This is a genomic window from Microcoleus sp. FACHB-831 (assembly GCF_014695585.1).
In the GTDB taxonomy this organism is placed as follows: Bacteria; Cyanobacteriota; Cyanobacteriia; order Cyanobacteriales; family FACHB-T130; genus FACHB-831.
Window position 1 is genome coordinate 116,358 of record NZ_JACJON010000068.1, and the last position, 12,908, is coordinate 129,265.

The window sequence follows — 12,908 nt, forward strand, 5'->3', positions numbered from 1 at the left end:
TAAACGTAGATCGCTAAAACCGTACAATCTTGACAACAAGATAAGGGTGGTCAATGTCGGTCTAAAAATATTGTTTAGTTTATCTACTACTTATCACCCCTACAAGATTAAACTAATATCTAGAACGTGAGAATAAACAATGTCACAACTAGAAAGACTGATTCAAATGGCAGAGGACGAGTTAACTGAGTACAGTACCGATGCCCGGAAAATAGAGAAACTGCGGCGGAAAATTGGGCTATCTGTTCCGGCGGCAGAACAGCGAAAGGTGCGCGAAGAATTATTGCCTTTGATGCCACAAGGCCCGATCCAAAATTTGATTTTATCACAGCGTCAAACAGTAGCTTTACCATTCTGGGGAATTGCTGGATTGGGTTTGTTAGCGGGGATTTCTTTTGAACAACCTTTGGGCTGGATAGCAAGTGTTGCTGGTACAATAGCGGCTTTTAGAATACAGAAATTGGGTTGGAAATTAGAAGCGAAGCGGCTATTAATGCAAACTCTGGATGATATTCAAGTTCGTTCTACTCAACCCCTCCAGTAGGAATATGCAAGCACTGCACGGTTTACACCCGTGTAGTGCAGGCGAGGAAACTTATTCAGATGGAATCACAGGCTACTGGAAGAAAGGGAGTAATGGTTTAATCTAAAATCTTTAATCTAAAATCAACAATGCTGAGTATTCCAAATAATCGCCTATTACCCCGTGCGCCTCGCTTGGTAACTTCTTTGCCTGGTTCTCGCGCTCGTGCTTTAATTGAACGCGATCGCGCTGTTACTTCCCCATCCTATACTCGCGGCTATCCGTTAGTAGCTGCAAGGGGTGAAGGCTGCATGCTAGAAGACGTTGATGGTAATGTTTTTCTAGATTTAACGGCAGGAATTGCAGTAACTAATACTGGTCACGCTCATCCGGAAGTTGTCCGCGCAATTCAGGATCAATCTGCGCTTCTTCTGCATATGTCGGGGACTGATTTTTACTACGAGCCGATGGTAGAATTGGCTGAACAATTAGCCAACCGTGCGCCTTTTCCTAACGGTGCTAAAGTATTTTTTACTAACTCTGGTGCTGAGTCAAATGAAGCGGCGATTAAATTAGCTCGTTACTATACCGGACGTTCTCTAATAATAGCTTTTTTGGGCGCATTTCACGGACGCACTTATGGGGCGATGTCTTTAACAGGTTCCAAGGTTGTTCAGAGAAAACAATTTGGCCCTTTATTACCAGGCGTAACTCATATTCCATACGGTACTCACGAAAGTCTGGATTACCTGGAGCAAAAGCTTTTTAATACCATCATTCCCCCTACAGAAGTCGCTGCTATTGTTGTCGAACCAATACAAGGGGAAGGGGGCTATATTGTTCCCGAAGATGGCTTTTTAGAAAGAATTAGAAGGATATGCGAGCGCTACAATATCCTCATGGTAATTGATGAAGTGCAATCGGGAATGGGTCGCACTGGAAAACTATTTGCCATCCAACATTGGGGTGTTATGCCCGATATTATTAGCCTAGCCAAAGGCATCGCCAGCGGCTTACCTTTAGGTGCAATTCTAGCTCGATCCGAGCTGATGACATGGCCTCCCGGTTCCCACGCTACCACGTTCGGTGGCAATCCAGTTGCCTGCGCTGCTGCTAACGTAACGCTGCGATTGTTGGAAACCGGACTTATGGAAAATGCCCATAAAATGGGAGAGTTATTGCAGGCTAGTTTAACTCAATTGGGGCATAAATTTAATCGGGTTTCTCCGCCACGAGGTAAGGGTTTAATGGTGGCGATTGACTTACTCGACGATGCAGGTAATCTTGATGCTGAATTGCGCGATAAAATTGTAGATGATGCTTTCTACAAAGGCTTGTTGCTGCTAGGTTGCGGTAAGGCGGCGATACGTTTTTGCCCGCCTCTAGTTATCGACAGCGAGCAAATTCAAATTGCCTTGAAAATTATTGCAGAATTATTGGAATCAATTGCATAGAAATCAGATTTCGTATGGTGGGAATTGCCCACCTAATTATACTTAAACAGTACGAATATGAAAACACAAATTGCTTGTAACCTGTGGAATAATCTCTGGGAAAAATACAGCGCCAGAGTAAGTTATGCTCAAGTTTATCAACAGATGATAACTGAAGCGGGTGGTAGTGTCGCCAACGACCATATCGCCTTCCGTTCTTTGCGTCTGGGTGTAGATACAGAACGGGGAAAAATTAACTTGGGAATTGACTATTTAGCGCAGATTGCTGAAGCTTTAGGCTACTCAGCGGCGGGGGAATATATTTTTGCCGATAAGCATCTCTATGCGCGTCACTATCGGCATCCTCAACAAGAGGAATTTGATCTGCCAAAACTGTTTATTAGCGAGTTAATTGTAGAGGAATTGCCGGATGCGATCGCGCAATTAATTTATCGCACAGTTAACTCTAATTTTGATCTAAATTCTGCTACATATCTTAGCAACATAGAATCATTAACCCAAGTAGATCAGCTCCAAAACATCTTCACTCGTCCTTGGGGAACTCCCTTTAAGTCTGTTATCGAACAAGTTAATAAAGTAACTCAGTATGGTGCGTGGGTGTTGCTGCACGGTTACGCTGTTAATCACTTCACTGGCTACATCAACCGCCAAAACACCCCTATCTATCCAGATATCGAAAGCACGGCGCGTGAATTATCTCAGCGGGGTGTACCGATGAAAGCTGAAATTGAAGGGAGTCGGGGAAGCGGTTTGCGTCAGACAGCGACGCAGGCGGTGACAGAAAATGTGACTGTGATAGATGATATTAGCGGCGAGAAAATAAGTATTCCCTGGACTTACGCTTATTATGAGATTGCCGAACGCAATGAAGTTGAAATCGCGCCTGGAAAGAAAGCACTTTTTGAAGGTTTTCTTGGTTCGCAAGCGACAAATTTGTTTGAGATGACCCGCAAAGTTTAGATTATATTAATTGTGGATGCTTCTGGTTGAATTAGAATGAAGGCAGAGCCTCCATTCTTGCGTTACCAGGCTCCAGCCTGGTAACGAGGAAATCCTAATTAAAATGAGGAACCTGGTTGCTTGAGAAATTCTTCCTCTTCGGGAGTGGTTTTCCTACCGAGTATCTTGTTGCGATGTGGAAAACGCCCAAATCTTTCGATTACTTCTAAGTGGCGGATGGCGTAAGAAATAGTGTCGGCGCACTCTGGATAGTTGCTCAATTGTTGCCACAACGCTACCGATTGGCGCTGCATATTAATATCTTCGCTGTGTTCAAATGGTAAATATATAAACCAGCGTTGCACTATCGGCAATTGGCGATCGAATTGCATTTGTACTGCGTGTTGTGCTGCTGCGAGTGCTTGCGCGTCTGTGGCAAAGCTTCTCGCTTCACCGCGAAACATATTGCGAGGAAATTGATCCAACAATATAATTAATGCCAGACAGCTAGGGGGTGATAATTTCCAGTCGTCAAGCTTGCCAGCCGCAGCTAATTCGTAATCTGATAAAAAGCGCGATCGCACTTGTTCATCAAACTGCGTTTTTTTAGTAAACCACTCCTTACGTTGTTTACCATAATTATCATGCTCTGGGCTATTAAACCAAAATTCTAAAATTTCATCAACTCGCGACATTCAGCTATCCTGCATACTTGATATTTTTCTCTATTTTGCTATATCCCTCAACGCAAGAAAATCATTAACAGGCTCTGTTGTAGAGATAATGAGCCTGTTAATGAACTAGCTAAAATGCGCTCCTGCGCCGAAATGAACGGGGCTAAATAATCCCCTGTAGATACAGGGGATTACTTCTATTTTAGGGTATTTTAAGCAGAAGTGGTGGGTGAGGGAGTCGCCGATTCGGATTCTTTTGGTGAGAAAAATAACTGTTTCACCCAAGTTGTCAAAATGTGCGACAACAGTCCCAACGGCCCTGCAAACAAACAGAGTAAGATAGAGTGTGCGGTCCAAATACCAGTGCGCTGTCCCTCCCAATAAATCCAGCGTCCCACAAATAAATCCATCACCAGAAAATGAATCCATCCGGTTGCAGCAGCTTTTTCATCTGCAAAAAATCGCGCAATATCTGCTAACTGAGGGTTTGATAAAGCTGCGGCATTTTCTGGCGTGACGCTGATAATAAACAAATACACGTAGGCGCTGGCTAAAGCCACAAACGGCAGATAAGATTCCATCACCCGGCGAGTGACTTTCCAGTTGGGAAGCAGCACCATCAGCGCCCAGAAGGGCAACACAAACAGATTAGCACCATTGAATAATTGACTGAGCATTTTGGTGGTGAAAAATAGTGTAAACTTTTATTAAGTATAGATTATCCCTGTAGGCGGTGATTTTTCTAAAGGATAGTTGGAGGCGCTCCATTCCCACATTGAGCCAGCATAATTTTTGATATTATTAAAGCCTAAGTTAGTAAGGACACTGACAAAAAATGCAGAACGGATACCGCCAGTGCAATAAGCAGTAATTGGAGTATGCTGCTTAATTGCTAATTCATTCAATTTAGCAATAAGTTCGTTGCTGGGAAGCAAATAACCGTTTGTATCCATCAAATCTTTAAAGTAAAAATGCTTTGCACCAGGGATATGTCCTCCTTTTTTTTCGCCGTAAGGAGTAGCGCCTGCATATTCTCTAGGTTCGCGGGTATCAATGATAGTTAAATTTTGGATATTAGCTTTAAGTTCATCAAAATCGATGGAATATGATGGCGTTAGCTTTATAACAAAGTCGCCAGGTTTGGGTTGAGTTGATTCCCAAACAATTGGAATGCCAGTTTTAACAAGAGCATTGTGTCCGCCATCAACAAAGGCGGCTTGCTGGTGTCCTAAAGTGCGTAACATCCAAACAATGCGCCCTTCTTCACCAAAATTGTGGGGTGGATTGCCAACTACAATTACAGGTTTGGTGTTGCAAATACCGATAGCCCGAATTTTTTCTTGAAGAATATTAGGGTTATCAATTAGTTTACCTTTATAGTGTGGTTCTTGCTGTGAAAAATCCTGCCAAGCTACGCGCACGGCGCCAGGAATATGCCCAAGTAACGATAAAATTATATTGCGAGTATCCAAAATAGTAGCGCCGCGTTCGATTAGTTGTTTGGCTTGTGTGGCGCTAACTACCCACTGAGTATCAGAAATAGCGTTAGACATTGTAACTTAATTTGAAAAATTTGATTATTTGTGAATTGCATAGACGCGAACCATCATTTCCCACGAAATCCAAGAATCTTTTTCGTAGGTTAAACCTACTTTCAAGGCAACTTTTTGAGATGGTATGTTATCGCGGTGAATTAGCGAAATAAGGCGGCTGTAGCCTAGTTGCTCGAAGGCATAATCTCTACTGGCGATCGCGGCTTCTGTTGCTAAACCCCTATTCCAATATTCTTTAGCCAGCAAGTAGCCAATTTCTAGCTCTTTTTTACCATCGACTATCTGGGGTATTAATCCGCACCGCCCAATAAATTTATTATCAGCTTTGTGAATTGTTGCCCACAAACCGAAGCCGTATTTTTCGTACCACGTAATAAACCACTCAACTTGCAGCTTGGTTTCTTCATAAGTCCGCGTGCTGGGAAAATATTTCATCACAACAGGATCGGCGTATATTTTAGCCAATTCATCTACGTCATCTAAAGTTATATATCGGAGAATTAAAGAGGGGGTTTCAGCTACAATCATGCAAGTTTTTGGTAAGGTAATTGGTGGGCAATGCCGGGCTACTTGACTGGAATCTTTGACTGTTTATATAGTGCGATTCATCTGTCGCCAGGTAGATAAAAATTTATTTCCCAAGGCTTAAGTAGATCTGCTCAAAAGCTTGTATTGCCAGTGAGTTAGGGAACCAGGGGGGCGTTCGTCCTCGCAGCAGGCGTCACGCTTGTTCTACAAGAAAAGTTGTTATTTTTGTGGAATTGACATCTTATGCCAGAAAAATCAATAAAATAACAGGTTGATAGAAAATGTGAATGGCATTCAAACCTGTGATGATGAAAGATAAACTGCTCGATTGGCTAAATCTGGTTTTAGTAGCGGACGTATTTTTGGTATTGTTTAGCTTCCTGTGGTTGGCGATCGCTGTATTTGGTAAGTCTGTCGGCCTTCCTCTCGGACTCGATCTGTGGTACAAACTTTGGCAACCCGTGTTTACGCCAGCTATTGGCATTCTGATGGCAGGCGCAATTCTTAGCGGGATAATTAGTCAAATTTCCAAGCGCCTGGACTCTGCCAAGTGAGAGGCATTTTTAGTCTCTAAGCGGATTTAAATACCCATAAAGTTGTCCGCTACCTGTTAGCGGTTCATAGTTGGTTGTTCGTGCAATGAACTATGAACCGCGAATTAATTCGCTACGTTTTGCAGAATTGTTCGGGAATTGTTTGGATAAATTTGGTTAGAGCCGAAGAAGGATTTTTGACTGCATAAGCTTCTTGGAATACATTTGCCCAAAGATTATTTTTGGCAAAGTATTTTGCTTTAGTATAGGCAATCATTTCAGGAGTAGCATTGTATTGCTTCATGCGATTTTCTAAGCGTGTTAGATCGGCGGTAATGCGATCGCGCTCTGTTCCGTCCATCACTTGAAATGTCATTTTGTAGATAGGCGCAGAAGGCGGCTCAAATATCACCCATTCGTAAGTTTCGCCAGGTTCGAGTGCTTCGCCGTCATAAATAAGGCTGGTGTCAGTTTCCTTCAACGTCTTATCCCACAAAAGCTCTCCGGTGTCATGCAGGCGCACCTCAATTCGCTTTATAGTTCCCGTCCAGAGGAACAAGGGGCGATCGCTCCAAATCTGGATTGTTTGTCCCGGCACGCCAGGAGCGATCGCGCAGACATTTTCATCACCACGCGAAGTACCGCGCTTTTCTTGCCCTGGAGGTGTAGGATCTTCCTCCTCAAATAAATTTTTCCAAGGTAACTGCTGCTGGTTAGTTCGTCCAGGGCGAAGCTGCTGCGCCTGCACCCATATTGCGTCGCCTCCCAAAACAGCGATCGCGGCAGTTGTTAACACTAGGGCAGACAGTGCCCGCTTGAGTTTATGCATAATTTCTTTTCCTTAAAAGCATTGGTAAACCAAACGCAACTGAGGGTAAAAACCAGGGTAATAAAATCGCAGAAGAAATATAAATTTGCAAGCAGACTATTCCATAAACTGGGGGTGTTATAACTGGTAATATTACCCGTAATTGCCTATAATGCTGACGCTTGCCAATTATTAATGCTGTCCCTTTACCCAATATCAACGCTACCGCGATCGCCCACAAATCGGGAATAGGAACCACCAATCTATTTTTTAGCAAATGATGAACCATATAGGCGTGAGATTCTCCTCCCGGCGACACCATCCGCGAATTGCGCGAATCACCTTGAGTTAGCCAAAAACTTAGTGCAGGCGGCATATTCCAATTGTCTTCGCCATCCTTTGAGACGCCAGCCTCCCCATATCCCCAAGGCACAACAATCGCTACCTGCTGCTTTAAAGATTGATAGCTATGGCCCTTAATTTGTAATAATTTCCATGCAGGGATGCTGTTATATACGCGGTCGGGGGGAATAGAAAAATCTATAATGGGGTGCAACCACTTTTGACGCAGTTTATAGGAAAAGCTGGTAATCGGCTGGAGACGCGCAGCAGGCGGAAATAAAGTTTTATAATGCTGCCCTTTTTCTCTAAGATAGCTTGTTACTTCTGAGAAAAAATCTGTTTTGTTTTGCAGTTGCGGTTGCGGTTTATGTTGGTGGGAATGAGTAGCATCTTCGCAATTTAATTTATAAGCTAATGCCAGCATATAAGAAAAAGACAAACTCGCTTTAGAAGTATCTTTTGCAGGTATTAATTTCATGTTCCCAAGCAGGACGTTGATGTTACCTTGCAAACTCCAATTATTGCTAGCAAGAGACGGATGGACGCTTAAGGGTTCTTTGGTGTCGCCCCATGTCATTGCGAACACAAACCAAGTGGGGTGGGTTGGGTTTTTAACGGCGGCTTGCAGAGATCTTGCAAGGCGCGCATCCTCGATTTCTCCCTGCCGATCTCCATGCTTGCGATCTAATAAATAATCAATGCCAACAACTCTGGCATCCATTGCCGAAAGTTTATCGACCAAACTAGCAAGATACTTACGATCCATCGGCTTAGGGTTGCGTATTTTTGCCTCTTGGATCGACTTTTCATTAATTTGCACTAACAGAACTGGGGGCTTATCGTTGGGAAGCTGATTTGTAAGGTGGCGGTAGATAGCTTGCGTTAACACGCGCTGGTCTACTAAAAAATTTTGGGCGGAGAGGGATAAACTTATTAATAGCAAGGCCGAAAGCGCGATCGCTTCCCCCATCGTCGGTACAATATCATCTATAATCTGCTTTATTCCCGATGGGGGAATGCGAAATAAATCTGCATCCGGATGACAAAAAAGCGACGGAATTAAAGATGCAGATGGACAAGTAAAATTTTCTTCTAGTTTGAGATACTGACACGCCGCAAGCATTGACTCTTGTACGTCCTTGCGTTCTGCCAAGGTTTGCATAAACCGCTTTATAAATTTCTGCGCTACCTCATTGTGAATTGGTTCGCGCATTATGGCGACTTGACTAAAACCTAAGTTAATTAATGATTCGGCGATATTAATACCGCTGCAAGAGTTGAATAACGCAAATTGCAATCCTCGCGATTTTGCTATTTGTAATTGCAGTTCAATCTCGCTAATAGATAGAGAAGTGTTAGGCGCGATCGCTAGTTCTCCTCCTATAATCGCGCTTTCATTACTGTGTCCCGCAAATAACAACACATCCCAGCCGCGTTCGTCTGTTAAAGCCTGACATATATCGTCTTTTAGTTGGGCAATATCCTGCCCTGGTTGCCAGCCAACAAATTTAATTTCTGCGATGCGTGATAGCGATCGCACTGCCTCCCTATCTTTTTGAAAATTCAGCCCCGTATCGTCTCCCAAAATCACCAAAACTCTGGCTTTTTTACCATGTTTTTTGTTTTTGGCTTTAAGTGTTTCTTCCTTAATATTCAGAGGGGCGCGAACAATACGAATTGCCCTAGATGTAGCAAATTCAGCGCCAATTTCCCAAGCTTCCCAAGGCAGACGCGCTAACTCAATGGAGTTGCAAGTAAGAAAGACATTCTCCCCTTTTTCGCCGCTTGGAAGTAATTGTGGATTAGCGCGATCGCCAGTCCCTTTAGCGATCGCCGCCCTAATTTCGTATAACTCAGCACTCCGCAGCCAGTGATGAAATTCATACAACAGTCTGGCTTCGGCTTGCACCAGCCTTGCGTGCCAGTCAATTGGGGGTGATGCGATACTCCCGCTGCCTTCTACCCGCCCACGCAGCGCCGATTTATAAAAACTTAGATATACTCGCTGCCACTCTTGATAAAATCCTGTCAGCGTCTCTGGATAATTTAGTGTTGTACAAAGTTGTTGTCCTCTACCCCAGGACAATTCAAACAGACAAGTTTTATCTATCCGCTGTACCTTCAGTCGGAAACTAGAATTATCTGTCATAAAGTTTGGTTGGGACGAAAGGCAAAGGGAGGCAAAGTTAGGGTTGCACTATTTCTTAAAGCAATAGTAACAAGAAACGTTTCATTCCACGTTCCCGCTACCCTCGCATAAATATAACTATCGCCAGTTTCTCTGTTTAGTGCCCGTTCCACCAATACACCCGTTTCGTCGCTAACTCGCAGTATTAAATTATCTGGCAAGTTGTATCCTGGCTGCGAGCCTAACACTAATAATAATGTCCATTCTGGAATATTATCAACAGATAGTATAGGCCAAGTAACTGCATAAAGTCTCACCCAACTTTGAGCTAGTTGCAAATCTTGATAACCGCCCCTCGCGTTCTGAGGAATTAACGTTCCCCCGCGCTCTAGTTCTGTTAAAATAACTTCCAGTTCTTGAGTAGGCGATCGCAGCGGTACGGCCTCTGGGGAAAATGCCGGAAGCAGTACCCAAGATAATCCCTGCGCCACTTCATCCATTTCATCGCGCAACCACAGCCCCACATTTAGCATTTGTTGCGTTGTTGCATTTAGTCTATCTGCTAAAGAAACGCGATTAATTTCATCTCTAGTTGAATCTGTCGCTTCAGTTGGTAACAAAATAGCCGATGGTTCCAAACAGCGCAAGTAGAGCATCAGATTATCGGAATCGGTATCAAATAAATCTAGGGGCAGGCTGTAATTTTCCTGTTTATCTGCTTCTTGTAAAGACGCGATCGCTCGTGCTTCTCCAATTTTTTCATAACTCATGAAACCGTATATTCTAGCTTCTTCGAGTTCTTCGCGTACTTCTACTAAAACATAAAACTGAGCTGTATATTCTGGCAAATCGAATATTGCTTTGGGCAGCGCGATCGCTTCTTCTATGACGCTACCAACTGCGGTTAAGCAAATTTTGAAATTTCCTACATTTAAATTACAAACAGCATCTATTATATTAGCATTAGGCGGAGCAAAGATCGAACATTTATCACGATCTATCGGTATATCTGGTGCGCGATGTTTCACCCATTGCTCGAAAGCAAACATCGCCAGTGCGTTGAGATAAGTCTGCCATTGTCGCAATTCATTGTCTATCTGCAAGCTAAGTTGTATAGCCCGTTCGATGTCATTGGGCTGGAGGACGATTGTGTCTGGGAGCAAGGCTTCAAAGTCAAACATAATTTCCATTAAATTAGCGATTGTGGGATTCATTATGATTTTTCCGGAATAAATTAAGTCTTTAATTGGCGGCAAAGTCGTTGGGCAAATAAACTGCTTAAAGGGCGATTTTTTGCCTGAGCGCTTTCGTTTTCTACTTCTTGAATTGCTGCGCTAATTTGTTCGTCTAGAGCAGCTTCAACTTGTTTTTCCAGAGTTTTGAGGCGTTCTGGATTAGTATAAGATGTTGCTTTATCCAAGATAGACCGCAACAGGGAATTCAGCATATATTGTCTGACATCAGCGCGGAATTCTTTAAGTTTCAACAGCCGCGTGACTTGATATTGAGCTTGCAACCCAACGAGGGGAGCGATCGCGCCCATAGATTGTCCCTGGCAATGAAATAGATGCAAAGCATCCGTGAATTGTTGCGCCATTTCATCGTTTTTGCGAGTGAGCTTGGTGACGCGATCGCCGATTACTTTTTCTAAAGCTTGGTCTAAACAATCAACGAATTGCCGTCGATAAAATCTTAAGAAATCTGTATTATCGTCTTCAGCGTCTATGCTAGTAGAGACGCGATTAATTGCATCTGTTACGCGAGTATCTGGATTATCGAAAGATTCTGTAGGCGGCGCTCCACCTCTAACATGAATGCGATATTGTCTCAGCAGTTCTGCAATATCTTGTAGTAAATTCATAACGTTTTCGGCTGCTAGACTTTCATTAGCTTTGAGGTGAAAAATTTGGGCGATACGTTGCAATTGCTCGGCGGTGGGGAGGGGGCATTGTCCCCTAACTTTGGCCATGCGGGAAGCTAGGCGATCGCGGCGATAAACTGCGTGATAACTTTCTAGGAGAGTGCTAGCCTGCTGAATTTCTGCTGGTGTGAGATGATGAAATTCTAAAAAAATTCGCTGCAATTGTTTCGGATTGGTGTCATTTAAAATAGCCCAATCGCTGACTAAATAAACGCCATGTTCTAAGAGGAAAGAATTGAGTTCGCGATGGTGTTTTACTAAGCGATTAGTCCAGGTAGACAGATTGCCTCGTTCTGGATTAAAAGTCTGCAAGATTTCGTTAGCAAGACATTGGTAAGAACTGCGTGGAGATGCAACGATAACGTCATCGAGGACAAAGGGAAACAAATCGTAGCGGGTAAAGCCATGATTTTCGCCAAACTGAGATTCTAGTTGAATGCAAGTTTGCTCAATTTGGCTAGAGATAAAGCAGCGCAGACACATCTGTGCGTCTAGGCGGTTGGTTGCATCGGGGTTGGAGGAAATTTGCAGCAGTTGGCGTTGAATGCTGGCATCTGGTACGTCGGGTTGAGCGATAAATTGGGGAAATTGCTGCTGGAAAAATGCTTTAGCCGTAGGGATTTGCTCGCTTTTGCGTCTTCCTGCGGCATCTATGCTTAGAAATCTCCAATATATCGATGCAGCACCCATAAAGGCGTTTATCCCTGAACGTTGTGTAAACTCCAACCTTGCACCTGGCGGTTGAAACCGCAGCTACACAAACGAAACCTGCCTACGCAGGTTACAAAACCCTTGATTTTCGGTTAGTCCGCGCAGGCGGACTTGGTTTGTGTAGCCCCAGAATTACATTCTGAGGGTTTGGTGCAAGATGTGTGTGAGATAAAAGATCTTGCTCTACTATTACTTAGCTCTGGACGAGTTTAGGTTATGCAGTTTTGGCAGGAGTTATCATCTGAGAGAGGTTTCAAGATAGCGATCGCATACCCTCGCAGGCTTCAGAGATATAGATAAATAGCGCAAGCGGGTAGAGGGATACACCTCTAACACGGAATTAGAAGACTTATCGCTGTTGTAATAAGTCTGGCAAACACAATTCTACGTTTGCTCAATCTCTTATAGTTACCCAAGAGTATCGCCATGCTGTACTGGTTGATGGTATTCGCTGGTTTGGCACTACTGATTTTGGTTATTTCCTCGACACCCATGCCAAAAAGCAGGAAATGGGGGAAGAAAAAAGCGATCGCCATGAATATAGGCGATGTATTTGGACGCATATCCGACGGAGGGAAATGCGCTAAACTGCGGCGGGAACTGCTGAGAGTGTTAGGCGATCGCGGGGATACAGCCAATCGGCTGATTGCGCTGGAAAAAAGGAAAAATCCCGGTAAACCAGAACGTTGGTATCTGGAAAAAGTTCTCTATGACTGCAAGCGGCGACGCTGAGGACATCGGCGAACCTCACCCCCAACCCCTCTACGACACCGAGACGAAAGCACAATCTGTCT

At 43.8% G+C, this 12,908-nt stretch carries 13 protein-coding genes; 5 read left to right on the forward strand and 8 right to left on the reverse strand.

Annotated features, from left to right (window positions below; translation table 11 throughout):
• The first annotated feature begins 139 nt into the window (after nt 1–139).
• The 3 genes from H6F77_RS20925 to H6F77_RS20935 all read left to right on the forward strand — a co-directional run bounded on the left by H6F77_RS20925 (nt 140) and on the right by H6F77_RS20935 (nt 2,937).
• Nucleotides 140–544 (forward strand): hypothetical protein, encoded by a 405-nt coding sequence (locus tag H6F77_RS20925; RefSeq protein ID WP_190490791.1) that lies wholly within the window; start codon nt 140–142, stop codon nt 542–544.
• Nucleotides 545–672: 128 nt separating this feature from the next.
• Complete coding sequence (locus H6F77_RS20930; RefSeq protein WP_190490793.1) at nt 673–1,977, forward strand: acetyl ornithine aminotransferase family protein; 1,305 nt, start codon at nt 673–675, stop codon at nt 1,975–1,977.
• A gap of 57 nt (nt 1,978–2,034) precedes the next feature.
• On the forward strand, nt 2,035–2,937 hold the full coding sequence (locus tag H6F77_RS20935) for a DUF1338 domain-containing protein (protein ID WP_190490795.1): 903 nt from the start codon (nt 2,035–2,037) through the stop codon (nt 2,935–2,937).
• A gap of 98 nt (nt 2,938–3,035) precedes the next feature.
• On the opposite strand, the gene H6F77_RS20940 is transcribed toward H6F77_RS20935, so the two are convergent.
• From H6F77_RS20940 to H6F77_RS20955, 4 genes are all read right to left on the reverse strand, one after another.
• Nucleotides 3,036–3,611: a DUF924 family protein gene (locus tag H6F77_RS20940; protein WP_190490797.1), complete on the reverse strand. Its 576-nt coding sequence runs from the start codon at nt 3,609–3,611 to the stop codon at nt 3,036–3,038.
• Nucleotides 3,612–3,802: 191 nt separating this feature from the next.
• Nucleotides 3,803–4,267: an ABA4-like family protein gene (locus H6F77_RS20945; RefSeq protein ID WP_190490799.1), complete on the reverse strand. Its 465-nt coding sequence runs from the start codon at nt 4,265–4,267 to the stop codon at nt 3,803–3,805.
• A gap of 30 nt (nt 4,268–4,297) precedes the next feature.
• Nucleotides 4,298–5,143, reverse strand: a complete 846-nt coding sequence (locus tag H6F77_RS20950; RefSeq protein WP_190490801.1) for a sulfurtransferase — start codon at nt 5,141–5,143, stop codon at nt 4,298–4,300.
• Between the two features lie 24 nt (nt 5,144–5,167).
• Nucleotides 5,168–5,671, reverse strand: coding sequence for a GNAT family N-acetyltransferase (locus H6F77_RS20955; protein ID WP_190490803.1), 504 nt, complete (start codon nt 5,669–5,671; stop codon nt 5,168–5,170).
• Nucleotides 5,672–5,979: 308 nt separating this feature from the next.
• Between H6F77_RS20955 and H6F77_RS20960 the strand changes: the two genes are divergently transcribed.
• Nucleotides 5,980–6,225, forward strand: coding sequence for a DUF8620 family protein (locus tag H6F77_RS20960; RefSeq protein ID WP_190491041.1), 246 nt, complete (start codon nt 5,980–5,982; stop codon nt 6,223–6,225).
• Between the two features lie 112 nt (nt 6,226–6,337).
• Here the strand turns inward: H6F77_RS20960 and H6F77_RS20965 are convergent, their stop codons facing one another.
• From H6F77_RS20965 to H6F77_RS20980, 4 genes are read right to left on the reverse strand one after another with little or no spacing between them, the layout of a single operon-like run.
• Nucleotides 6,338–7,033 carry a hypothetical protein gene (locus H6F77_RS20965; RefSeq protein ID WP_190490805.1) on the reverse strand — a complete coding sequence of 232 codons (696 nt, stop codon included), beginning with the start codon at nt 7,031–7,033 and terminating at the stop codon, nt 6,338–6,340.
• Nucleotides 7,026–9,503: a CHASE2 domain-containing protein gene (locus H6F77_RS20970; protein WP_190490807.1), complete on the reverse strand. Its 2,478-nt coding sequence runs from the start codon at nt 9,501–9,503 to the stop codon at nt 7,026–7,028. Before H6F77_RS20970 ends, H6F77_RS20965 begins: the two co-directional genes overlap by 8 nt.
• On the reverse strand, nt 9,500–10,696 hold the full coding sequence (locus H6F77_RS20975) for a DUF1822 family protein (RefSeq protein WP_242022374.1): 1,197 nt from the start codon (nt 10,694–10,696) through the stop codon (nt 9,500–9,502). The genes H6F77_RS20970 and H6F77_RS20975 overlap by 4 nt, the downstream gene beginning before the upstream one ends.
• Before the next feature lie 20 nt (nt 10,697–10,716).
• Nucleotides 10,717–12,093 carry a hypothetical protein gene (locus H6F77_RS20980; RefSeq protein WP_190490809.1) on the reverse strand — a complete coding sequence of 459 codons (1,377 nt, stop codon included), beginning with the start codon at nt 12,091–12,093 and terminating at the stop codon, nt 10,717–10,719.
• A 447-nt stretch (nt 12,094–12,540) separates the two neighbouring features.
• Here H6F77_RS20980 and H6F77_RS20985 point away from each other — a divergent pair, with 447 nt between their 5' ends.
• Nucleotides 12,541–12,846, forward strand: coding sequence for a hypothetical protein (locus H6F77_RS20985; protein ID WP_190490811.1), 306 nt, complete (start codon nt 12,541–12,543; stop codon nt 12,844–12,846).
• Nucleotides 12,847–12,908 lie beyond the last annotated feature (62 nt).

Bases quoted from the DNA above. Each gene is read 5' to 3' on its own strand.
- H6F77_RS20935 (WP_190490795.1), top strand. From the start codon at position 2,035: ATGAAAACACAAATTGCTTGTAACCTGTGGAATAATCTCTGGGAAAAA.
- H6F77_RS20980 (WP_190490809.1), bottom strand. From the start codon at position 12,093: ATGGGTGCTGCATCGATATATTGGAGATTTCTAAGCATAGATGCCGCA.
- H6F77_RS20970 (WP_190490807.1), bottom strand. From the start codon at position 9,503: ATGACAGATAATTCTAGTTTCCGACTGAAGGTACAGCGGATAGATAAA.
- H6F77_RS20965 (WP_190490805.1), bottom strand. From the start codon at position 7,033: ATGCATAAACTCAAGCGGGCACTGTCTGCCCTAGTGTTAACAACTGCC.
- H6F77_RS20975 (WP_242022374.1), bottom strand. From the start codon at position 10,696: ATGAATCCCACAATCGCTAATTTAATGGAAATTATGTTTGACTTTGAA.
- H6F77_RS20960 (WP_190491041.1), top strand. From the start codon at position 5,980: ATGAAAGATAAACTGCTCGATTGGCTAAATCTGGTTTTAGTAGCGGAC.
- H6F77_RS20985 (WP_190490811.1), top strand. From the start codon at position 12,541: ATGCTGTACTGGTTGATGGTATTCGCTGGTTTGGCACTACTGATTTTG.
- H6F77_RS20925 (WP_190490791.1), top strand. From the start codon at position 140: ATGTCACAACTAGAAAGACTGATTCAAATGGCAGAGGACGAGTTAACT.
- H6F77_RS20940 (WP_190490797.1), bottom strand. From the start codon at position 3,611: ATGTCGCGAGTTGATGAAATTTTAGAATTTTGGTTTAATAGCCCAGAG.
- H6F77_RS20950 (WP_190490801.1), bottom strand. From the start codon at position 5,143: ATGTCTAACGCTATTTCTGATACTCAGTGGGTAGTTAGCGCCACACAA.
- H6F77_RS20930 (WP_190490793.1), top strand. From the start codon at position 673: ATGCTGAGTATTCCAAATAATCGCCTATTACCCCGTGCGCCTCGCTTG.
- H6F77_RS20955 (WP_190490803.1), bottom strand. From the start codon at position 5,671: ATGATTGTAGCTGAAACCCCCTCTTTAATTCTCCGATATATAACTTTA.
- H6F77_RS20945 (WP_190490799.1), bottom strand. From the start codon at position 4,267: ATGCTCAGTCAATTATTCAATGGTGCTAATCTGTTTGTGTTGCCCTTC.